A 21,275-nucleotide genomic window follows, 5' to 3' on the forward strand; every position below is an offset into this window, starting at 1 on the left:
GTTTCAGCCCGCCGCCAGCTCGTCCGGATCGATGTCGGCGACGCTGTCGTAGACGAAGCTGGGCCGGTAGGGGAACCGGTTCACCGTCTGCGCGTCGGACACCCCGGACAGCACCAGGCAGGTGCGCATGCCGGCCTCCAGGCCGCCGACCACGTCGGTGTCCATCCGGTCGCCGATCATCACGCAGTCCCGGGCCGGCACGCCGAGCATCTCCTGGGCGTAGATCATCATCAGCGAGTTCGGCTTGCCCACCACGTATGGCTTCATCCCGGTGGCCGCCTCGATCGAGGCCAGCAGCACCCCGGCGGCCGGCTCGGTGCCGCCCTCCACCGGATCGACCAGATCCGGGTTGGTGCCGATGAACCGGGCCCCCTTGTCGATGAGCGCGGACGCCTTGCGCAGCTGGGGGAACGCGAACCCGGAGGTCTTGCCGACCACGACGTAATCGGGATTGCTGTCGGTGATCGAGTAGCCCACCTTGTACAGCTCGGCCGACAGCGCGCCGCCGCCGATGACGTAGGCGGTGCCGCGGGGTCGCTGCGAATGCAGGAACTTCGCGGTGGCCATCGCCGAGGTGATGAAGTTCTGCTCGGTCAGGCCCTGAAAGCCCAGCCCGGCGAGCTTGCGGACCAGATCCAGCGGGGTCTGCTCGGAGTTGTTGGTCAGGAACACGAAGCCAACGCCGCGCTCCCGCAGCCGGTCGATGAACGCCTGGGCGCCGGGCACGGCCTGCTTGCCTCGGTAGATCACCCCGTCCATGTCGGAGATGACCCCGAGCTGGCGTGTCACTGATCCTCCCGGATGCCGTCGCGTCTGAATCGTTCCCGAGGCTATCGGGTCGACGCCGTCCGGGCGCGGGGCGAAAGTCCCAAGCTGCCCCAGGCAACCCCGAGAAAGCCCGAACGCCCCCGACCCGGGCGGGTCGAGGGCGTCCTGGGCAACCGTCAGGTCGCGGGGGAACTCAGATGTCGAAGTACATGTCGAACTCGTAGGGGTGCGGGCGCAGCCGGATCGCGTCGATCTCCTCGCGCTTGAGGCTGATCCACATCTCGATCAGGTCCTCGGTGAAGACGCCACCCTCGAGCAGGTAGCCGTGGTCCTGCTCCAGCCGGTCGATGACGGCCGGCAGGGACGCGGGCACCTGCGGGATGTTGGCGGCCTCGTCCGGCGGCAGCTCGTAGAGGTCCTTGTCGACCGGGGCCGGCGGCTCGATCTTGTTCTTGATGCCGTCCAGGCCGGCCATCATCATCGCGGCGAACGCCAGGTACGGGTTCGACGACGGGTCGGGGCAGCGGAACTCGATGCGCTTGGCCTTGGCGTTGGTGCCGGTCAGCGGGATACGGATGCACGCGGAGCGGTTGCGGGCCGAGTACACCAGGTTGACCGGGGCCTCGTAGCCGGGGACCAGGCGGTGGTAGGAGTTCACCGTCGGGTTGGTGAAGGCCAGCAGCGACGGGGCGTGGTGCAGCAGGCCGCCGATGTAGTGGCGGGCCAGGTCGGACAGCCCGCCGTAGCCGGACTCGTCGTAGAACAGCGGCTTGCCGCCCTGCCAGATGGACTGGTGGGCGTGCATGCCGGAGCCGTTGTCACCGAAGAGCGGCTTGGGCATGAAGGTGGCGGTCTTGCCGGCGGCCCAGGCGGTGTTCTTGATGATGTACTTGAACAGCATCACCTCGTCGGCCGAGGCCAGCAGGGTGTTGAACTTGTAGTTGATCTCGGCCTGGCCGCCGGTGCCCACCTCGTGGTGGCCGCGCTCGACGTCGAAGCCCATCGAGATCAGGTTGGCCGTCATGTCCTCGCGCAGGTCGGCCTGGTGGTCGTACGGCGGGACCGGGAAGTAGCCACCCTTGAACCGGGTCTTGTAGCCCAGGTTCGGCTGCTCGTCGCGGCCGGTGTTCCAGTAGCCCTCTTCCGAGTCGACCTTGTAGAACGCGCCGTTCGGGGTGGTGCCGTAGCGCACGTCGTCGAAGACGTAGAACTCGGCCTCGGCCCCGAAGTAACAGGTGTCGCCGATGCCGGTGCTCGCCAGGTACTCCTCGGCCTTACGGGCCACGTTGCGCGGGTCGCGCGAGTACGGCTGCAGGGTCAGCGGATCGTGCACGAAGAAGTTGCAGGTCAGGGTCTTGCGGCGACGGAACGGGTCGACCCGGGCGGTCGTGACGTCCGGCAGCAGAGTCATGTCCGACTCGTGGATGGACTGGAAGCCCCGGATCGAAGACCCGTCGAAGGCCATGCCGGCGGCCAGCGACTTCTCGGTCACCGTCTTGGCGGGGACCGTGAGGTGGTTCATGATGCCGGGCAGATCGCAGAACCGGATGTCGAAAACCTCGACATCGTTGTCCGAGATGTACTTGACCAGCTCTTCGGTGGTGGAGAACACGCACGCGCTCCTTGTCGTCGGTGGACAACCGTGGTGGCAGGGACGGTACAACGGCCACCTGTCCCCGCTGCGTCGGGTCCGGTTGCATGCGCGGCGAGCGGGCGGGAAACACACGCAGGCCCCGTCGCCATGCCTCGGCCACGCTAGGCAGGCGCTGTTGCCATCGGGTCTCCGCAAGGTTTCGCAGACGTTAATCGCCCGAGGCCCAGGCGGCCTCGTCCGGGCCGTCCACTGCCGGGGCGGCGGCGCTTAGCCTGGGGGAATGACGACGACGAACGGGCCGGCCGAACGGGCCTATCCAGGGCGGGCGCTGGGCCTGCCCGAGACCGGAATCGGTTCGGTGGCCTCGATGGCGAGCCGGGTCGGCGCCTTCGTGATCGACATCGTGCTGTCCGCGCTGGCCGCCTGGTTGATCACCGCGCCGGACGCGCCCCGCAACACCAGTCTGCTGGTGTGGGCGGTGATGACGGTGGTGACCGTCGCCGCCTTCGGCATCACCCCGGGTCAGGCGGCGTTGGGGATCCGGGTGACGCCACTGGCGGCGGACCGCTCGTTCGTCGGGCTGTGGGCGGTGCCCCGGACCGCGCTGATCTTCCTGATCGTGCCGCCGCTGTTGGTGGACGCCAACGGCCGCGGACTGCACGACCGGCTCTGCCGCACGGTCGTCCTGCGGTTCAGGTAGTCGGCCGGCCGGGTGTGCCAACCCCGGGATCGGGGAACGGGCATTAGGACACCCATCCGCACCGCAGGAGGCAGCCCATGACGAGCACGCCCGACGATCACACCGGATCAGATCACCCCGGATCAGATCACCCCGGGTCAGATCACCCCGCGGCTGATCACCCCACGGCTGATCACACCGGGTCTGATCACACCGGGTCTGATCACACCGTGTTGGACGGCCCGGCGCTGGAGAACGAGGAGATGCGCCGCGGCACGCAGGACCTGCAGTCCAGTGAGGCCAAGATCGATCAGGCCCGCGAGCACGCGCACGACGTGGCGCGGGCGACCGAACCGGCGGCGGAGCGCTCCGGGCCGTCCTGATCGCCGCGGGGTGGGGCGGCGCCGTCAGCGGCGCCGCATTGCCCGCTGCATGTTGCGCTGCTTGACCCCGGCCGGCATCGGCCCCTTGGGCAGGCCGCCCTGGGTCTTGGCCGCCAGCACCGACAGCCGGTTGTCCAGGTCGCCGACCATGTCGGCGGGGATGTTGCGGGGCAGCTTCATGATGCTGGGGGCGAGCTTGCGCAGCGTCGTCTCGCCTTCCTCGTTGCCCACGATGAAGTCGTAGATCGGGGTGTCGCCGACGATGCGGGAGATCTTCTTCTTCTCCTGGGCCAGCAGCGGCTTGACCCGGTGCGGGGAACCCTCGCCGACCAGGATGATGCCGGGCCGGCCGACCACCCGGTGCACCGCGTCGAGGTAGGTGTTGCCGGAGACGGCCGGGGTGACCCGCCAGGTGCCCCGCAGATTGTTCTGCAGGGCCCAGGCCGCGGCGCCGGGGGTTCCTTCCGCCTGGGCGTAGACGTTCTTCTGCACCCGGCGGGAGAAGATGATCATGGCGAACATCGCGCCGAGGATGATGCCCAGCGGCAGCACCGCCCACCACGGCAGGAACCACATCAGGGCCAGGGTCAGGACCGCCGCGGTACCCACGACCGCGCCGATCATGTACGGCAGCAGCTTCTTGTCCTGCTTGCGCTGCATCTGGAACGCCTGCCACAGCTGCGTGCGGCGCTCCTTGCCGGCGGCCCTCTTTTCCGCCTTTGCCGCCTTCTTCTCTTCCTTCGTGGGTTTCGTCGAGCCGGATCCGGCGGCGTTCTTGGCCATGTGAACCAGCTTAGTGCTCAGGGGGTCGCCGGGGCGGGCTCCTGGGCCCGCTCCCGCGCCGCCCGCGCCTCGGCACCCTGCCGGTACAGGGTGCCGGCCCGGTAGGAGGACCGGACCAGTGGTCCGGACATCACCCCGGCGAAGCCGATCTGCTTGGCCTCCTCGGCCAGCTCCACGAACTCCTGGGGCTTGACCCACCGCTCCACCGGATGGTGCCGAGGGGTAGGCCGCAGGTACTGGGTGATGGTGACCAGGTCGCACCCGACCTGCTGCATGTCCTGCAGCGCCTGGCTGATCTCCTCGCGGGTCTCGCCCATGCCCAGGATCAGGTTGGACTTGGTCACCATGCCGGCCGCCCGACCCTGGCTGATCACGTCCAGGGACCGCTCGTACCGGAAGGCCGGCCGGATCCGCTTGAAGATCCGCGGCACCGTCTCCAGGTTGTGCGCGAACACCTCCGGCTTGGCCTCGAACACCTGGTTGAGCAGCTCGGGGTGGCCGGAGAAGTCCGGGGTGAGAATCTCCACCCCGGTCTGCGGAGCCTGGGCGTGCACCTGGCGAATGGTCTCCGCGTACAACCAGGCGCCCTCGTCGGGCAGGTCGTCGCGGGTGACCCCGGTGATGGTCGCGTACCGCAGATCCATGCTCCGGATCGACTCGGCGACCCGCCGCGGCTCGTCCCGATCGAGTTCACCGGGCTTGCCGGTGTCGATCAGGCAAAAGTCGCAGCGACGGGTGCACTGGTCGCCACCGATCAGGAAGGTGGCCTCGCGGTCTTCCCAACACTCGTAGATGTTGGGACAACCGGCCTCCTGGCACACCGTGTGCAGACCCTCGCGCTTGACCAGGCTCTGCAGCTGCTGGAACTCGGGTCCGGTGCGCAGCCGGGTTTTGATCCACTCCGGCTTCTTCTCGATCGGTGTGGCCGCGTTACGAACCTCCAGCCGGAGGAGCTTGCGGCCTTCCGGAGCAAGGGTCACGCTGTCTCTCCCGCCTTCTTCTTCGCCGCTTCGGCGGTCTCCGCCGCGGCCTTCTTCACCGCTTCCCGGGCCTTGTCGGCCGCGTCGGCCAGGTTGCGACCGGAAGCCGAGGCCTTATCGGCGGCCTTGTCCGCGGACTCGGCGACCTTGTCGGCGGCCTGATCGGCGGTGGCGGCAACCTTGTCGGCGGCCTCGGGAGCCTTGTCGGCCACCGCGTCAGCCGCGTCGGCGGCCTTGTCCGCGGTGGTGTCGGCGGCCTTGTCGACGGCGCCCTTGGCCGCGTCGACCGCGTCGGCCGCCTTGTCCTTGGCCGCGTCGATCACGTCGGCGGCCTTGTCCTTAGCGGCGTCGACCGCGTCGGCGGCCTTGTCCTTGGCCGTGCCCAACGCCTCGGCCGCCTTGTCCTTGGCCTCCGCCAGCTTGTCGGCCGCCTTCTCGGCGGGCTTGTCGGCCGGCCTGGTCGGCGGGGTGTAGGTCGGCGCCGGCGCGGTGTCCGCCGGTGCGGCCCCGCCGGAGCGCAGCTTGGAGAAGGCGTAGGCGCCGCCACCGGCGACGGCCCCGATGATGATCAGGTTGCGCAGCTTGTGCGACTTCTTACCGGCCTTGGCGGTCTTCTTGGCCGCCTTGTCGGCGGCGGTGCTCGCCTTGGCCGCCTGCGCGCTGGCCGCGGTCAGCGCCTGCACCAGGGTGGCCTGGCCCTTCTCCTGCGCGACGTGCGCGATCTCGGCGGCCTTGTCGGCGGCCTTGATCTGGCCCCGCTTGGCCTGCTTGGTCGCCTTGGCCTGCACGATCTTGGCCTGCTTGGTGGTTGCCGCAGCCGACTTCTTGGCCGTCTTCTTCGCGGCCCGGCGAGCCCGGCGACCCAGCTTGGCGGCGGTTTCCTCGAGCTGCTCACCGGCCTTCTCGACGTACGGCGTCGCGGCGTGCGCCGCCCCACCCGCGAGGTGCGCAGCCTTGCTGGCCGCCTCGCTGGTGGCGTCGGCCACCTTGTCGGCAACCAGTTCCGCGATCTCGCCGGCCTTGGCCGCGAAATCCTGTGCGGCGGACCGCGGTCCGGTGCTCCTGCTCATCAGAACTCCTCATCGTTGGTCGGCATGCCCCGGTAGCGGGGCAGCTCGCCACATCGGCAAACCCGGAGATCGGGTTCCCAACCGTCACTGTTCCCACACGGTCTGACGGTGCCCGACGTCGACCCCACGGTCGGTCCCCCTCAGCTCGTGCAGATCATTGTTCCATCCCGCTCCGACAGCCGCCCAGGGTCAGCGGGTTGCCGGGCCGGCCAGCTGCGGATCGAGCCGCCAGTTGACCCCGGCGGCGGGCGGCGGAGCCGGCGTTCGCTCCTGCGGGACCGGGCTGGCCAGCGTGCCGTCCAGACCCTGCCGCAGCCGGGTCTCGACCACGTCGATCACGTCGGCGACGGTGACCTGACGGCCCAGTTCGGCGCTGAGGGAGGTCACCCCCGCGTCGGTGATGCCGCACGGCACGATGCGGTCGAACCAGCTCAGGTCGGGATCGCAATTGAGGGCGAAGCCGTGCATGGTCACGTCCTTGGCCACCCGCACGCCGATCGCCGCGACCTTGCGGTCCGGCCGATGCTCGTCGGCCGGCAGCCACACCCCGCTGCGGTCGGTGATCCGGATCGTGGCCAGCCCCAAGTCGGCGCAGGCGGTGACCAGCACGTGCTCGAGCAGCCTGATGTAGGCGACCAGGTCGATCGGCTGGGCCAACTTCACGATGGGGTAGCCGACCAGCTGACCGGGGCCGTGCCAGGTGATCCGTCCGCCCCGGTCGACGTCCACCACCGGGGTCCCGTCGTTGGGTCGATCGGCCGGTCGGGTCCGCTTGCCGGCGGTGTACACGGGCGGATGTTCCAGCAGCAGGACGGTGTCCGGGCCGGTCCCGGCGACCCGGGCCGCCCCCAGGTCGCGCTGGCGTTGCCAGGCCTGCTCGTACCCGACCAGGCCGCACCGTTCGATGTGGACCGGATCCGTGTGCTCACGCATGCCCTGACGGTACGCCGGGGCGGGTTGCAGACCCGTAGGTGGCAGTCACCAAGGGCCGCTGAGCTGGGAATTGTGGACAAGTCGGATTCGGCGGCGGTGCGCGGCCTACGGTTGCCCGCTATGGGGTTGGCTATCGGCGCGTATCGGGCGGTCGAGCATCTGGGCGTGGGGCCGGCGCACCGGTCCTCGCCCGTCTGGCGGGCGCAGGACGCCCGGACCGTCGAGGACGTCGCGTTGACGGTGCTGCCGGTCGAGGAGTCGACCCGCGTGCACGAGATCGTCGAGCTGGTCGACGAGGTCCGGCACCCCCACCTGCTGCCGGTGTCCGACCTGGTCGAGGACGACGACCGGGTCGCGCTGATCTGCCCGTGGCCCCGCGGTGGCCGGCTGATCGAGCTGGTCCGCCGCCGGGGGCGGCTGTCGGCGGGGGAGACCGTCACCGTGGTGCTTCCGTTGGCGGCGGCCTTGGCCGAGGTCCACCGGGCCGGGGTGCGGCACGGAGGGGTGTGCCCGGAGGCGATCTGGTTCGACGCCCGCGGGCGTCCGCTGCTGGTGCCGCTGGCCGTGGGCATGACCGTGGCCACCGTGGTCGGGCCGGGCGCGCTGGGCACCGCCGATGTGGCGCCGGAGGTGCTGCGCCAGGCCCGGACCGGGCCGGCCGGGCCACCGGCCGATGTGTTCTCCCTGGCGTCGGTCGCGCTGTTCTGCCTGACCGGTTCCTCGGCCTGGCCGGCCGAGGAACCGGCCGACGTGCTGGTGCAATCGGCCGCCGGGCAGTGGCCGGACCCACCCGAGGACGCCGGCCCGCCGCCGTTGCTGGCCCTGCTGCGTGCGATGCTGCGAGCCGATCCCGCCGCCCGGCCGGACGCCGACGACGTCGTGCGGCGGCTGTCCACCGGCGCCCCGGTGGCGCCCGAGGCGATCCGGTTCGGCGCCGGGCCGTGCCCGACCCCGGCCTCGTCGAAGCGGTGGCGCGGGTGGGCCAACCATGCCGAGCCCGCCGCCCCCGCCCATCCCAGTGCCGCCCATCCCAGTGCCGCCAATCCCAGTGCCGCCAATCCCAGTGCCGCCAATCCCAGTGCCGCCCATCCCAGTGCTGCCAATCCCAATGCCGCTCACGCCAGTGCCGCTGCCGATCCCGATCCCGACCCCACCGCCGGCGAGCCGTCCGTCGCGGACACCGACCGCGGATCGGTGCGCGGCCCCGGGCCGGCCGACCCCGATCGGCCACCGCCGGCAGCGCCGGTCGCTGAGCCGGCCGGGCCGGCCGAGCCACCCGCCCCGAGCGCCCGCCGCCGCGGTCCGCTGGTCCGGCTGACCCTGGCCCTGCTGAGCGGGCTGCTGGTCACCGTGCTGGTGGCCCAGGTCGGACAGTGGATCGGCGACCCGCCGAGCACCACGGTGGCCGCGCCGGCGGCGACCGACTGGACGCAGGTGATCACCGACCTGGATCGGGCGCGCAGCCGCGCCCTGGCCGCGGGCGACCCGGCCCTGCTGGCGCAGGTGTACCTGCCCGGGTCGGCCGCGGCGGCGGCCGACACCGCGACCATCGACACCCTGTCCGCGCACGGCTGGCGGGTGGTCGACGGCTATCACGACATCGTCAGCGTGAGCGTGCTCGGCGGGGCCGGTGCCGGATCGTCCGCCGACACCGACACCGACACCGACACCGACACCGACACCGACACCGACACCGACACCGACGCCGATCCGGTGCGGGTGGCCGTCGTGGACACCCTGGCGGCCCGGCCCGTCGTGGACGGTGCCGGCCAGCAGGTGTCGACGACGGCGGCCCGGGGCGAGCAGCGCCGGGTGCTGGTGCTGGCGGCGACCGACGCGGGCTACCGGATCAGCGCGATCGAGCCGGGCTGACGAGGCGGTTCGGGGCCTGCGCGCGTCGAAACGGGGCACTGTCGGACCCGGCTCCTACCGTGAGCGCATGCGCCTGCTGCACACCTCGGACTGGCACCTCGGTCGCACCTTCCACGGGCAGAATCTGCTGCCCGACCAGGAAGCGGTGCTCACCGCGCTCGCCGACCTGGCCGCGGAGCACCGGGTCGACGCCGTCCTGATCTCCGGCGATCTGTACGACCGGGCGGTGCCGTCGCCGGAGGCCGTGCAGACCGCGTCCCGGATCCTGGCCCGGATCCGGGCGGCCGGCATCACCGTCGTCGCGATCGCCGGGAACCACGACTCGGCGCCCCGCCTGGGCGCCTTCACCGACTTCCTGGCCGCCGGCGGCCTGCACCTGGGCGCCGCGGCCGCCGACGTCGGCACCCCGGCCGTGCTGCCCGATCCCGACGGCGACGTCGTCATCTACCCGATCCCGTTCCTGGAACCGGATCTGCTGCGCTCCGGATGGGCGCTGCCGGCCGGATCCGGGCACGAAGCGGTGCTGGCCCGGGCCATGGACCTGGTCCGCGCCGACCTGGCCGCGCGGCCGCCGGGCACCCGATCGGTGGTGCTGGCCCACGCCTTCGTCGTCGGTGGCCGCGCCGGCGGATCGGAACGATCGATCGCGGTCGGCGGGGTGGAGTCGGTCAGCGCGGACCTGTTCGCCGGATTCGACTATGTCGCCCTGGGCCACCTGCATCGCCCCCAGGTGCTGGCCGACCGGATCCGCTACTCGGGATCCCCCTTGCCCTACTCGTTCTCCGAAGCCGATCACGAGAAGGGCGTGTGGCTGGTCGATCTGGACGCCGTCGGCGGGGTCAGCGCGACCCGGCTGACCCTGCCGACGATCCGCCGGCTGGTCTGCCGGCGCGGCCGCCTGGCCGAGATCCTGGACACCGAGCCCGATCTGGCCGATGCTTATCTCTCGGTCGAGCTCACCGATCCGGTGCGGCCGGTGGACCCGATGCGGCGGCTGCGGGAGGTCCTGCCCTACACGCTGGTCGCCACCTGGGTCGGCGGTTCCCCGGCGCCGGCCGCGTGGCCGGCCGCCCCCGCGGTCCCGACCGGCCACGACGACGCCGACCTGCTGCACGATTTCGTCCGCGATGCCTGCGGGCGGCCGGCATCGACGGCCGAACGCGACCTGCTGGACGAGGCCCTGCGCGCGTTGCGGATACCGGCATGAGGTTGCACGAGCTGGAGCTGTCGGCGTTCGGACCGTTCGCCGGCACCGAGACCGTCGACCTGGACGCGGTCAGTGCGGACGGCCTGTTCCTGATCCACGGCGACACCGGGGCGGGCAAGACCTCCCTGCTCGATGCGGTTGCCTACGCCCTGTTCGGCCGGGTCCCCGGTCCCCGCAACGAGGCTCGCCGGCTGCGCTGCGACCGCGCGCCGGCGGACGTGGTGACCCAGGTCCGGCTCGTGGCCACCCTCGGCGGTCATCGGGTCGAGATCATTCGCCGGCCCGAGTACCTGCGTCCCAAGGCCCGGGGCAGCGGCAGCACCTTGCAGCGCGGCAAGGTGTCGCTGCGCTGGCTCGACCGCACTCCCGCCGGGGCCCGGCCCGAGGGGCTGACCCGGGTCGATGAGGTGGGCGACGCGGTGATCGACCTGCTCGGCATGTCGGCCGATCAGTTCTTCCAGGTGGTGCTGTTGCCGCAGGGCGAGTTCGCCCGTTTCCTGCGGGCCGACACGGCCGAGCGGGGCGATCTGCTGGAGCGGCTGTTCGACACCCAGCGCTTCGGCCGGATCGAGGACTGGTTCGCCCAGACCCGCCGGGTGGCCGGGCAGCGCCTGCGCGAGTGCGACGACCACATCCGGGAAATAGCCGCGCGGGTGGCCGAGGCGGCCCGGGTCGAGGCCGCGCCCGAACCAGACGACCGGTGGTTGGCCGGCCTGCGCGACCGGTTGGCCGACCGCGCCGAGCTCGCCCGGGAGGCTGCGCAGGACGCCGCCCGGCAGCGCGAGGTGTCGGCGGCGGTCCTGCGGGCCGCGACCCAGCGAGCCGCCCGGACTGCGCGGTTGGCCGAGTTGCGCCGCCGGTTGGTCGATCTCGAACGGCGGGCCCCCGAGATCGAGCAGGATCGTCGTCGTCTTGATGCGCACACCCGGGCCGGGCCGGTGGTCGCCGCGGCCCGGGCGCAGCAGGCGGCCGGCGAGGTGCGGGCGGACCGCCGGCAGCAGCGGGTGGCGGCCGGCCGTCGCCTGCACGCGCTGGCGGAGGCCGCCGCCGACCCCGACCGGTTGGACCTGGGTCTGCTGGCCGACGACCCGGTCGCCATCCGGGCCGCCGCCGGGGTGGACCGGGATCGCGCCGGCGCGCTGATCCCGCTGGTCGGTGAGGCGCAGGAGCAGCAGCGGGATCAGGCGGCGCTGGCCGCGGCCCGGCGGCGGCACCACCGCGACGAGAACGCCGCGGTCGACGTCGAGCAGCGGCTCGCGGCCTTGCCGCCGCGGCTGGCCGAGCTGGATCGGCGGGTCGACCTGGCCCGGTCGGCCCGCGACCGATTGCCGGCGGCGCAGGCTGAGCTGGCAGCGGCCGAGCAGATCCGGGAGGCCGCGGTCGCGGTGCCGGAGCTGGCGGAGCGGCGACGGCGGGCCGAGGCCGCGGCGGTCGCGGCCACCGACCGGCATCAGGTCGCGGTGGACGAGCGGCAGGCCCTGGTGCAGCGGCGGATCGACGGCATGGCGGCCGAACTCGCCGGCACGCTCAGCGCCGGCGACGGCTGCCCGGTGTGCGGATCGGTCGAGCACCCGAGCCCGGCCCGGCCCCTGGCCGCGCCGGTCGACGCGGGCCTCATCGAGGCCGCCCAGGTGCGGGAGTGGCGGGCCGCGGCCGACCGGGACTCCGCCACGGGTCGCCGGTGGGAGGCGCAGAACGAGCTGGCCGTGGCGCAGGAGCGCGCCTGCGGCCGGCTGGCCGAGGCCGCCGAGGCGCAGGTGCGCACGCACCGCGCGACGGTCGACCGGCAGACGCGGATCGCCGCCAACCTCGATGCGCTGGTCGGGCTGCGGGAGGCGGCGGCCAAGTCCCTGTTCGAGCAGGAACTCCGGCGTGACGAGCTGGGCACCCTGGTGGCCCTCGGCGCGGCCGAGATCGCCTCCCTGGCGGCCCGGGTGGATCAGCGAGCGGCCCGGCTGCGGTCGGCCCGGGGCGCCCACCCGTCCATCCGGCAGCGCCGGGAGTACCTGCTGGCCCGGGCAGCGGCCCTCGACGCGGTGGCGCAGGCCTGCGCCGCCGTCACCGACGCCGACGCCCAGGACGAGCGGGCCCGGGCCACGGTCACCCGGTTGCTGGCCGACTTCGGGTTCGGCGACCTGGCCGAGGTGACCGCGGCCGCCGACCTCGATGCGCCGCGCCTGGCCGAGCGGATCCGCACCGCCGAGGTCGACGCGGCCGCGCTGCGGGCGCAGTTGGCCGACCCGGAACTGGCCGGCCTGGACGAGTCGGACCGGGTCGACGTCGCGGCGGCGGAGGCGGCGGCCGCCGCCGATGCCCGGCGGGCGCAGGCGGCCCAGCAGCAGGCCCTGGTCCTGGACGACCGGTTCCGGCAGGTGGCGACGGCCGCGCACCGGCTGGTGGCGGCGTGGAGGGCGGCCGCACCGGTCCGCGCGCAGGAGCGGCAAGTCGCCGTGCTGACCGAGGTGTTGCTGGGCCGGGGGGAGAACGCGCTGGGCATGACGCTGCGCACCTACGTGCTGGCGCACCGGCTGGCGCAGGTGGCGCAGGCGGCCACCGATCGGCTGGCCCGGATGTCGGCCGGGCGGTACTCGTTCGTGCACCGCACCGATCGCGAATCGCGGGGCCGCGCCGGCGGTCTCGGGCTGGAAATCATGGACGGCTGGTCCGGGCTGGTCCGCCCGGCCAAGACGCTCTCCGGCGGCGAGTCGTTCCTGGCCTCGCTGGCCCTGGCCCTGGGTCTGGCCGACGTGGTGGCCGCCGAGGCCGGTGGTCGCCAGCTCGACACCCTGTTCATCGACGAGGGTTTCGGCAGCCTCGATCCGGACGCGCTGGATCTGGTGATGGCCACCATGGACGAGTTGCGGGCCGGCGGGCGGGTGGTCGGCGTGGTGTCGCACCTGGACGAGCTGCGGCTGCGGATCCCGCGGCAGATCCGGGTCGACCGCACCCCCCAACGCTCGACCCTGGCGGTGGTGGGCCAGTGACCGAACAGTGACCGGACAGTGACCGGACCAGGGGGAGCGTCGTGTTCGTGCTGATCGCGCAGTTCGATTCCGGAGGTGAGGCCGCCGGGGAACCCCCGCCCGGGTCGGCGGAGGCCGTCCGGCTGCTCGGGGATCAGCCCGACACCCGGGCGCTGCGGTGGGCGCGGTCGACCGAGGACCCCGGCCGGTGGCTGCTGGTCGCCGAGTTCGAGACCGCGGCCGGGTTCCGGCGGGCCCAGTCGCCGTTGCCGGTGCGGGCCGCGCTGATCCCGTGGTTGGCCGCGGCGGCCTCGTCGGCGGCCTTCGAGGTCATCGCCGCCGCCGACGCCGGGGTGTGGTCGTCCCCGGAGGTGATCGTCGACGACCCCGGGCGCTGATCGGGCGGGGCTCGGCGGCTCCGGGAGCGGCAGTAGGCTCGACGGCTGTTGACCGACCCCCGGCGGAAACCACCGACCGGGACATCGCCGGGTCGCCGTCGGGGCGGCCGGGCCCAGCAGCACAGGAGTTCTCTCGTGGCCGCCGACCGCATCGACGCCGTTGTCTCGCTCGCCAAACGGCGGGGGTTCGTCTATCCGAGCGGCGAGATCTACGGCGGCACCCGGTCCGCCTGGGACTACGGCCCCCTCGGCGTCGAGCTCAAGGACAACATCAAGCGGCAGTGGTGGAACGCCATGATCCGCTCCCGCGACGACATCGTCGGCCTTGACTCGTCGGTCATCCTGCCCCGGCAGGTCTGGGTCGCCTCCGGCCACGTGGCCGCCTTCGTCGACCCGCTGGTGGAGTGCACCTCCTGCCACAAGCGGTTCCGGGCCGACCACCTGGAGGAGGAGTTCGCGGAGAAAAAGGGTCGGCAGCCGGAGAACGGGCTGGCCGACATCGCCTGCCCGAACTGCGGCACCCGCGGCGCCTGGACCGAACCCAAGGAATTCAACGGCCTGCTCAAGACCTACCTCGGCCCGGTCGAGGACGAGTCCGGCCTGCACTACCTGCGCCCGGAGACCGCCCAGGGCATCTTCGTCAACTACAACAACGTCGCCGCCTCGTCGCGCAAGAAGCCGCCGTTCGGCATCGGCCAGATCGGCAAGTCGTTCCGCAACGAGATCACCCCGGGCAACTTCATCTTCCGTACCCGGGAGTTCGAGCAGATGGAGATGGAGTTCTTCGTCAAGCCGGGCACCGACGAGGAATGGCACCAGTACTGGATCGACACCCGGACCGACTGGTACGTCGACCTGGGTATCGCGCGGGACAACCTGCGCCAGTACGAGCACCCCAAGGAGAAGCTGTCCCATTACTCGAAGCGGACGGTGGACATCGAGTACCGCTTCCACTTCCAGGGCAGCGAGTGGGGCGAGCTCGAGGGCATCGCCAACCGCACCGACTTCGATCTGAAGACCCACTCGGAGCACTCCGGGGTCGACCTGTCCTACTTCGAGCAGGAATCCGGCGAGCGGTGGACGCCGTACGTCATCGAACCGGCGGCCGGGGTCGGTCGACCGATGATGGCGTTCCTGCTGGAGGCCTACGCGCAGGACGAGGCGCCCAACACCAAGGGCGGCGTGGACGTGCGGACCGTGCTGCGGCTCGATCCCCGGCTCGCCCCGATCAAGGCGGCGGTCCTGCCGCTGTCCCGCAACGCCGACCTCTCGCCGATCGCGCGGGACCTGGCCGCCTCGCTGCGCAAGAGCTGGAACGTCGACTTCGACGACGCCGGCCAGATCGGCCGCCGTTACCGCCGCCAGGACGAGATCGGCACCCCGTTCTGCCTGACCGTCGACTTCGACACCGCCACCGACCAGGCCGTCACCATCCGCGACCGGGACACCATGTCCCAGGAGCGGGTCGGGCTGGACCAGGTGATCGGCTACCTGGGGGCGCGCCTCGCCGGCTCCTGACCGTCCGGCTCGACCGGGCGCCGGGCCTCATCACGCAAAGTGATCGTTTCGTCCATCTTGCGGTCTGAATGTCCGGGATGGACGATTCGCGGGTGACGACCCGGGCCCGTTGGCTGCTCGTGCTGGTGCTGGTGCTGGTGCTGGTGCTGGCCGCGGCGGCCGCCGGAGTGCTCTGGGTCCGGCGGTCGACGTCGACGGCCGGGTCGCCGTCCGTGCCGGTGACGGTCGTGCTGCAGGCGGCCGACGACGCCGGCACCGACTCGTTCGTGCCCGTGCCGGCCGGCCGGCCGGTCGCGGTCACCCACCCGCACCCCTCCTCCGGAACGGCCATCACCGCGACGGTCGAACCGGACACCGGAGTGCGGTTGGTCGCCGGCACCACCGATCACCTCTACGCGGCCGGCCGACCGGGAAATCCGGAGCTGTACGGCGGTTCGGGCAGCCTGTCGGCCTGCGACCCGGCGGCCATCGCCGCGTTCCTGGCCGCCCACCCGGACAAGGCCGCCGCCTGGGCGCAGGTCCGCGGCATCGACCCGGCGGCCATCGCTGGCTACCTGGGCACCCTGACCCCGGTCGTGCTGCTGCACGACACCCTGGTCACCAACCATGGTTTCGCCGGCGGCGTGGCCACCGCGTTCACGGCCGTGTTGCAGGCCGGCACCGCGGTGCTGGTCGATCCCACCGGCCTGCCGGTCGTGCGGTGCGCCTGCGGGAACCCGCTGACCGCCCCGCCGGCGGTCGACCTGTCCGCAGCCACCCCGCAAGGCACCCGCTGGGACGGCTACGACCCGGCGCAGACCGTCGTGGTCACCAGCGGTCCCGCCGCCACCCAACTGGTGGTGGTGGACGCCGCGACCGGGCAGGACCTGACGTTGACCGTCGGTCAGGCCCGGGCCGCCACCTCGACGGCCCCGACCACCGATTCGACCCCGGCGGCCGCGTCGACGGCCTGCGTCCTGGACCTGACCTGGCCGGTATCGGCGCCGGGTTGGATCGATCCGTTGGACAGCGGCTTCACCTGCCAGCAGATGACCGACCAGTGGCGGCGCAACGAGCAGTGGACCGGCGTACGCGGTGGCACCCTGGCGCTGGTCACCTCTGACGACGGGTGGTACTGCACGGGCGTGCATTGGGATCCCACCGCGGCGCCCACCAATGCGGTCGGTGGCTGCGACCTGAACGGCCAGCGATTCACCGTCTACCAGGGCGAACCGGGCCAGCGCGCACCGTCGTCGACCGCACCGTCGTCGACCGCCTCGTCGACCGCACCGTCGACGGGCGGCTCATCGACCGGTGCGTCGGGCGCGGCTACGACCGGGGTCGACGAGGTGTTCATCACCCCGTCGCAGAACATCGTGTGCGCCCGCCGGGACGGCCAGTTCGCCTGCACCGTCAAGCAGTACGACTTCGACCTGGGGGACGAGCGGTGCCCGGGTGCCCGGGGCCCGCTGGCCCAGCTGGATGCCACCGGGTTCTCCCAGGTGTCCTCGTGCCGGGGTGATTTCTTCGACGGCATCACCCTGCCCGATCCGACGCCGTACGGGACCACCCTGACGCTGGACCAGATCCGCTGCGACGTCGAGGAGAGCGGGGTGACCTGCACCAATCAGGACGGGCACGGCTTCACCATGTCCCGGGCCGGCGTCCCACCGTTCTGACGGGCCCGGTCAGGGGGTCGGCTGGGGCAGCGGGTCGCCCTTGGCGTCCAACCCGCGCTTCTTGTTGACGTAGTCGATGCCTTCGGCGACCTCGGCCGGTGTCCAGATCCGTCCCTCGCCCAGCGGCACGATCCCGTCGGGACTGCCGGTCCCGGCGATCCAGGCGGCCTTGGCGAAGTGCGCGCAGTTGCGGTACAGCAGCTGGTAGTAGCTGCCCTCCCAGGCGTTGACCACGTTGAGCACGCGCAGGAACCGCTCGCGGCTCATGGTCTCCTTCTGTCGGTGCATCTGCTGCCCGTCGTGCCCGTCCGGCGACATCAGCTCGCCCCGACCGCCGGTCGGCAGCCACCCCGAAGAACCCGGCCAGAAGCCGACGGACCGCTTGCGGCCCTGACCCCCGACCTCCTTCACATCGACCCAGGCGTGCCCGACGATGTCGTCGGTCATGGCGTTCAGCCCCATCTCGTAGGTCTGGACGGGTTGGTCGTTCCAGGCCCCCAGGTCCATCGTCGCCGACCGCTGGACGGCCGGCGCGGACCCGGCCAGCGCCTGGACCACCGCCCGGTTGCCCGCCGCCCGTTGCATGGCCAGCACCGCGTGCTGCGCGGCGACGGGAGCCGCGGCCCGGCCGGAACGCTCGTCCAGCGGCACCGGGCGTCGTCGTTCGTGCATCAGCGGCTCCTCGGGCCGGCCGGCCCGGCGCCTGCGGGTCGGCCACGTCGGTCGACGGTAGGCACCGGCGTCCGCGCCCGTCAACGGCTTTCGTGGCCGCCCCGGCGGCTCAGTTGCCCAGCGTGCCCGGGTAGAGGTACTCCTCCGGCGGGATGGAGGTGCCGCGGAACCAGGCGTCCATGAAGGCCGTGTAGTCCTGGCCGGTCTTGTCGTTGACGAACGCCTCGAACTGGTCGAACGAGGCGTTCTTGCCGCCGTAGGTGGCCGGCCATTCCTTGATGATCTGGAAGAACGCGTCGTCGCCGATCTCGCGGCGCAGGGCGTGCAGGGCGATCGGGCCCTTGTCGTAGACCCGGGTGAACTCGTTGCCGGCGCCCATGTCGACCAGCGGGGACCGCCAGAACGCCGGCTTCTTCAGGTAGGACTGCACCTGCTGCTTCCAGGTGCGATCCAGGTCGGCTCCGTTGACCTTCTCCTGGTAGAGCCAGGTGGCGTAGGAGGCGAAGCACTCGTTGAGGCAGATGTCCGACCAGCGTTGGACGGTCACATCGTCGCCGTACCACTGGTGGGCCAGCTCGTGCACGACGGTTTCCAGGTCGTCGACGCCGGCCGTGTAGACCGGCCGGGTCGCGGTCTCCAGCGCGAAGCCGGTGCTCGAGCCGGTGAAGATGCCGCCGGCCGCCGGCATCGGATAGGGCCCGAAGAATCCCGACAGCACATCGACCACGTCGCTGGTCCGGCGGGCCAGCTCGGCCGAGTCGCTCGGCGCCTGCGGGGAGATGGCGGAGACCACCGGCCGGCCGTCGGACAGGGTGCCCTCGACGGTGGTGAACTTGTCGATGTAGATGGTGTCCAGGTAGGTGGCCACCGGCACGTCGAGAACCCAACGGCTGGTGGTCATTCCGGCCGGCGCGGCGGGCAGGTCGGCGGTCTGCTGAACCCCGTTGGCGATCACGTTCCAGCCCTGCGGGACGGTCGCGGTGACCGCGAAGGTGGCGGTGTCGGCCGGGTGTTCGTTGGCCGGGAACCAGGCGGAGGCACCGGTCGGCTCGCCGGCGACGAAGGCCCCGCCGGAATCCGTGCGGTACCAGCCGCCGTCGCCGAGGTTGGCGGTGCCGCCGCCGACCACGTCGGGCGAACCGGCGTAGGTCACGGTGACGGTCAGCGGCGACTGGGCGGCCAGCGCGGCGGACGGGGTGATGACCAGCTCGGCGTCCTGCTGCTGGTAGGTGGCGGCCTGGCCGTTGACGTCGACCTCGCTGACCGTCAGGTTCGGCTGCAGGTCCAGGTTGAACCGGGTCAGCCCGTCGGCGGCGGTCACCGAGCCGGTCAGGGTGGCGGTCGAGGACAGCGCGTTCGTCTCCGGGATGTACTGCAGATCCAGGTCGTAGCCGTCGATCTGGTAGCCGCCGTTGCCGGCGGTCGGGTAGTACGGGTCGCCGATGCCGTCGGAGCCGACGGTGCCGTCCACCCCATCGGTGCCGCCCGCGGTGCCGGCCGAGCCGGACGTCGTCGACGACGAGCGGGACGGGGGCACCGTGATCGATCCGGGCGCCGAGGAGGTCGCCGACCCGGAGGTGGCCGGCGCGCGGGTGGACCCCGCGGTGGCCTCGGGCGCGGCCGAGGCGGTCCCACCGACCTGGGAGCATGCCGAGACGGACACGGCGGTGGCCAGGACGAGGGCGAGGGCCGCCAGGGGCCGGCGGCGCGACGTCAGCATGGTCGCACCGTACAAGCCGTCCCCTCTGATCCCGGTGAGCCACCAGCAGCCACCAGCACAGCCACGGTGCGCCGGGCGGTGGCCTGGCATGATCGGGAGCCGTCGATGGTGCGGGCCGGCCGGGGAGGCCGGCCGTCCCGGCGGGTCGGATCGAGCGAGATGAGGGCCGGGTGCGGACGTTCGGGCGCTACCTGGCCGGCACGGTCCTGGTCGGCCTGCTGGTGGTTGTCGGCACCTGGGTGCGGGTCGGGCAGATCGGCGACCGGGACGAGCGGGCCGCCGCCGACGCGATCGTCGTGCTCGGCGCCGCGCAGTACAACGGGGACCCGTCACCGGTGTTCCAGGCCCGGCTCGACCACGCCGCCGAGCTCTACCGGGCCGGGGTGGCCCCGCGGATCGTCACCGTCGGCGGCGGGCAGGTCGACGACGCGACCACCGAGGGTGCCGCGGGCGCGGCCTACCTGCAGGCCGCCGGGATCGACCGGGCGGCCCTGACCGCGGTCGGCGAGGGCGGTGACACCCTGGCCAGTTTGCGGGCCGCGGCGCCGGTGTTGGCCGAGCTGGGGGTGTCCTCGGTCGTGCTGGTCACCGACCCGGCGCATTCGGCCCGCTCCGCGCTGATGGCCCGTGACCTGGGCTGGACCGTGCAGACCTCGCCGGTGCGGCAGGGTCCGGCGGTGCGCGACTCCGTGCACGCCGAGTACCAGCTGCGGGAGACCCTCGGCCTGCTGTACTACCGGGTGGTCGGCGGCTCCTCGGGCATCAGCGCCCCGGTGCTGTGATGCTCGCCGCCAGCGAGACGCCGGCCAGCCCCGGCTACGACGCCTACGACCTGATGCGGCGGCTGGCGGAGCTGCCCAAGACCGCGCCGCTGCCCGGCACCGCCGACGCCGGCGGCCGCAGCCCGTTCGCCCGGGACCGGGCCCGGGTGCTGCACTCCAAATCGTTCCGCCGGTTGGCCGGCAAGACCCAGGTGGTGGCGCCGGACGAGGAGGGGGTGCCCCGGACGCGGCTGACCCACTCGCTGGAGGTCGCGCAGATCGCCCGGGAGATCGGCGCCCAGCTGGGCTGCGACCCCGACCTGGTCGACCTGGCCGGGCTGGCCCACGACATCGGGCACCCGCCGTTCGGGCACAACGGGGAGGCAGCCCTGGACCGGATCGGGGCCGCCGCCGGCGGGTTCGAGGCCAATGCGCAGAACCTGCGGCTGCTGGCCCGGCTCGAACCCAAGGTCGTCGCCGTCGACGGCCGGCCGGGCGGGCTGAACCTGACCCGGGCGGCGCTGGACGCGGTGATCAAGTACCCGTGGTCGCGGCCGGCCGGCGGCGGCAAGTTCGGCGTCTACGCCGACGAGCAGGCGGTGTTCGGCTGGGTCCGCGAATCGGCGCCCGGGACCCGGCGCTGCCTGGAGGCCCAGGTGATGGACTGGGCCGACGACGTCGCCTACTCGGTGCACGACGTCGAGGACGGTCTGGACGCCGGCCGGATCGACCTGACCCGGCTGGCCGACCCGGACGAGCGGGACGCGGTCTGCGCCGCCGCCCGTCCCTACAGCGACGAGTCCACCGATGACCTGCGCACCGTGCTGGACGACCTGCTGGCCCTGCCGGCGGTGGCCGGCCGCGGGCAGTACCCGCCCGGCGCGCTCGCCGACGCCGCGGTCAAGGCCATGACCAGCGAGCTGACCGGGCGGTTCTGCACCGGCGCGATCGCCGCCACCCGGGCCGCGGCCGGCGACGGACCGCTGCTGCGGTACCGCGCCGACCTGCAGGTGCCGCGGCGGCTGCGAGCCGAGGTGGCCGTGCTCAAGGCGGTCGCCGGCCGGTACGTGATAGCCGACCCGAGCCGGCTGCGCGCCCAGGAACGCGAGCAGCAGATCCTCACCGACCTGGTGCGGGTGACCGCGGACCGCGGCGTCGACGCCCTGGACCCGGAGTTCCGGTCCGGCTTCGCGGCGGCCACCGACGACGCGGCCCGGCTGCGGATCGTGCTGGACCAGATCAGCCTGCTCACCGACGCGCAGGCGATCGCCCGGCACCAACGACTGCGCGGCTGACGGCCCCGCGGGAGTGAGCCG

At 72.5% G+C, this 21,275-nt stretch carries 18 protein-coding genes; 10 read left to right on the top strand and 8 right to left on the bottom strand.

All coding sequences use genetic code 11. The annotated features are described in order from the left end of the window. Positions 1-3 precede the first annotated feature (3 nt). Positions 4-759: an HAD-IIA family hydrolase gene (locus NAMU_RS09560; protein WP_041370198.1), complete on the bottom strand. Its 756-nt coding sequence runs from the start codon at positions 757-759 to the stop codon at positions 4-6. Positions 760-961: 202 nt separating this feature from the next. Then, positions 962-2,380, bottom strand: a complete 1,419-nt coding sequence (glnA, locus tag NAMU_RS09565; protein WP_015747205.1) for a type I glutamate--ammonia ligase — start codon at positions 2,378-2,380, stop codon at positions 962-964. Positions 2,381-2,642: 262 nt separating this feature from the next. Between glnA and NAMU_RS09570 the strand changes: the two genes are divergently transcribed. Together NAMU_RS09570 and NAMU_RS29840 are read left to right on the top strand one after the other, a co-directional pair. Then, positions 2,643-3,062 (top strand): RDD family protein, encoded by a 420-nt coding sequence (locus tag NAMU_RS09570; RefSeq protein WP_015747206.1) that lies wholly within the window; start codon positions 2,643-2,645, stop codon positions 3,060-3,062. A 209-nt stretch (positions 3,063-3,271) separates the two neighbouring features. Then, positions 3,272-3,424 carry a hypothetical protein gene (locus NAMU_RS29840; RefSeq protein ID WP_169312478.1) on the top strand — a complete coding sequence of 51 codons (153 nt, stop codon included), beginning with the start codon at positions 3,272-3,274 and terminating at the stop codon, positions 3,422-3,424. Between the two features lie 24 nt (positions 3,425-3,448). Here the strand turns inward: NAMU_RS29840 and NAMU_RS09575 are convergent, their stop codons facing one another. The 4 genes from NAMU_RS09575 to lipB all read right to left on the bottom strand — a co-directional run bounded on the left by NAMU_RS09575 (position 3,449) and on the right by lipB (position 7,190). After that, positions 3,449-4,207 (bottom strand): DUF4191 domain-containing protein, encoded by a 759-nt coding sequence (locus NAMU_RS09575; RefSeq protein ID WP_015747208.1) that lies wholly within the window; start codon positions 4,205-4,207, stop codon positions 3,449-3,451. A 17-nt stretch (positions 4,208-4,224) separates the two neighbouring features. Beyond that, a complete protein-coding gene (gene lipA, locus NAMU_RS09580) occupies positions 4,225-5,187 on the bottom strand; it encodes a lipoyl synthase (RefSeq protein WP_015747209.1) in 963 nt (320 codons plus the stop codon). Beyond that, the gene (locus NAMU_RS09585) at positions 5,184-6,257 is read right to left on the bottom strand and encodes a hypothetical protein (RefSeq protein ID WP_015747210.1); all 1,074 of its coding nucleotides are present in this window, start codon (positions 6,255-6,257) and stop codon (positions 5,184-5,186) included. The genes lipA and NAMU_RS09585 overlap by 4 nt, the downstream gene beginning before the upstream one ends. Positions 6,258-6,446: 189 nt before the next feature. Next, a complete protein-coding gene (gene lipB, locus NAMU_RS09590; protein WP_015747211.1) occupies positions 6,447-7,190 on the bottom strand; it encodes a lipoyl(octanoyl) transferase LipB in 744 nt (247 codons plus the stop codon). 120 nt (positions 7,191-7,310) lie between these two features. Between lipB and NAMU_RS09595 the strand changes: the two genes are divergently transcribed. The 6 genes from NAMU_RS09595 (at position 7,311) to NAMU_RS27195 (ending at position 16,806) form a co-directional block, all read left to right on the top strand. After that, positions 7,311-9,062, top strand: a complete 1,752-nt coding sequence (locus tag NAMU_RS09595) for a protein kinase domain-containing protein (RefSeq protein ID WP_041368666.1) — start codon at positions 7,311-7,313, stop codon at positions 9,060-9,062. Between the two features lie 67 nt (positions 9,063-9,129). Continuing rightward, a complete protein-coding gene (locus NAMU_RS09600) occupies positions 9,130-10,269 on the top strand; it encodes an exonuclease SbcCD subunit D (protein ID WP_015747213.1) in 1,140 nt (379 codons plus the stop codon). Then, positions 10,266-13,253 carry an AAA family ATPase gene (locus tag NAMU_RS09605; protein ID WP_015747214.1) on the top strand — a complete coding sequence of 996 codons (2,988 nt, stop codon included), beginning with the start codon at positions 10,266-10,268 and terminating at the stop codon, positions 13,251-13,253. The genes NAMU_RS09600 and NAMU_RS09605 overlap by 4 nt, the downstream gene beginning before the upstream one ends. Before the next feature lie 41 nt (positions 13,254-13,294). Further along, positions 13,295-13,630 carry an antibiotic biosynthesis monooxygenase family protein gene (locus NAMU_RS09610; protein WP_052307878.1) on the top strand — a complete coding sequence of 112 codons (336 nt, stop codon included), beginning with the start codon at positions 13,295-13,297 and terminating at the stop codon, positions 13,628-13,630. 135 nt (positions 13,631-13,765) lie between these two features. Next, the gene (locus tag NAMU_RS09615) at positions 13,766-15,148 is read left to right on the top strand and encodes a glycine--tRNA ligase (protein ID WP_015747216.1); all 1,383 of its coding nucleotides are present in this window, start codon (positions 13,766-13,768) and stop codon (positions 15,146-15,148) included. 92 nt (positions 15,149-15,240) lie between these two features. Then, positions 15,241-16,806: a DUF6777 domain-containing protein gene (locus NAMU_RS27195; protein ID WP_138180057.1), complete on the top strand. Its 1,566-nt coding sequence runs from the start codon at positions 15,241-15,243 to the stop codon at positions 16,804-16,806. Between the two features lie 9 nt (positions 16,807-16,815). On the opposite strand, the gene NAMU_RS09625 is transcribed toward NAMU_RS27195, so the two are convergent. Continuing rightward, positions 16,816-17,478 (bottom strand): hypothetical protein, encoded by a 663-nt coding sequence (locus NAMU_RS09625; RefSeq protein WP_015747218.1) that lies wholly within the window; start codon positions 17,476-17,478, stop codon positions 16,816-16,818. A 109-nt stretch (positions 17,479-17,587) separates the two neighbouring features. Next, the gene (locus NAMU_RS09630; RefSeq protein WP_015747219.1) at positions 17,588-19,198 is read right to left on the bottom strand and encodes a M1 family metallopeptidase; all 1,611 of its coding nucleotides are present in this window, start codon (positions 19,196-19,198) and stop codon (positions 17,588-17,590) included. A 170-nt stretch (positions 19,199-19,368) separates the two neighbouring features. On the opposite strand from NAMU_RS09630, the gene NAMU_RS09635 reads away from it, so the two are divergent. Together NAMU_RS09635 and NAMU_RS09640 are read left to right on the top strand one after the other, a co-directional pair. Next, on the top strand, positions 19,369-19,980 hold the full coding sequence (locus NAMU_RS09635) for a YdcF family protein (RefSeq protein WP_015747220.1): 612 nt from the start codon (positions 19,369-19,371) through the stop codon (positions 19,978-19,980). Beyond that, complete coding sequence (locus NAMU_RS09640; RefSeq protein WP_015747221.1) at positions 19,980-21,254, top strand: deoxyguanosinetriphosphate triphosphohydrolase; 1,275 nt, start codon at positions 19,980-19,982, stop codon at positions 21,252-21,254. Before NAMU_RS09635 ends, NAMU_RS09640 begins: the two co-directional genes overlap by 1 nt. The last annotated feature ends 21 nt before the right edge of the window (positions 21,255-21,275 follow it).

Source organism: Nakamurella multipartita DSM 44233 (assembly GCF_000024365.1).
In the GTDB taxonomy this organism is placed as follows: domain Bacteria; phylum Actinomycetota; class Actinomycetes; order Mycobacteriales; family Nakamurellaceae; genus Nakamurella; species Nakamurella multipartita.

Bases quoted from the DNA above. Each gene is read 5' to 3' on its own strand.
- NAMU_RS09560 (WP_041370198.1), bottom strand. From the start codon at position 759: ATGGACGGGGTGATCTACCGAGGCAAGCAGGCCGTGCCCGGCGCCCAG.
- NAMU_RS09570 (WP_015747206.1), top strand. From the start codon at position 2,643: ATGACGACGACGAACGGGCCGGCCGAACGGGCCTATCCAGGGCGGGCG.
- NAMU_RS09575 (WP_015747208.1), bottom strand. From the start codon at position 4,207: ATGGCCAAGAACGCCGCCGGATCCGGCTCGACGAAACCCACGAAGGAA.
- NAMU_RS09585 (WP_015747210.1), bottom strand. From the start codon at position 6,257: ATGAGCAGGAGCACCGGACCGCGGTCCGCCGCACAGGATTTCGCGGCC.
- lipB (WP_015747211.1), bottom strand. From the start codon at position 7,190: ATGCGTGAGCACACGGATCCGGTCCACATCGAACGGTGCGGCCTGGTC.
- NAMU_RS09595 (WP_041368666.1), top strand. From the start codon at position 7,311: ATGGGGTTGGCTATCGGCGCGTATCGGGCGGTCGAGCATCTGGGCGTG.
- NAMU_RS09600 (WP_015747213.1), top strand. From the start codon at position 9,130: ATGCGCCTGCTGCACACCTCGGACTGGCACCTCGGTCGCACCTTCCAC.
- NAMU_RS09605 (WP_015747214.1), top strand. From the start codon at position 10,266: ATGAGGTTGCACGAGCTGGAGCTGTCGGCGTTCGGACCGTTCGCCGGC.
- NAMU_RS09625 (WP_015747218.1), bottom strand. From the start codon at position 17,478: ATGCACGAACGACGACGCCCGGTGCCGCTGGACGAGCGTTCCGGCCGG.
- NAMU_RS09630 (WP_015747219.1), bottom strand. From the start codon at position 19,198: ATGCTGACGTCGCGCCGCCGGCCCCTGGCGGCCCTCGCCCTCGTCCTG.
- NAMU_RS09640 (WP_015747221.1), top strand. From the start codon at position 19,980: ATGCTCGCCGCCAGCGAGACGCCGGCCAGCCCCGGCTACGACGCCTAC.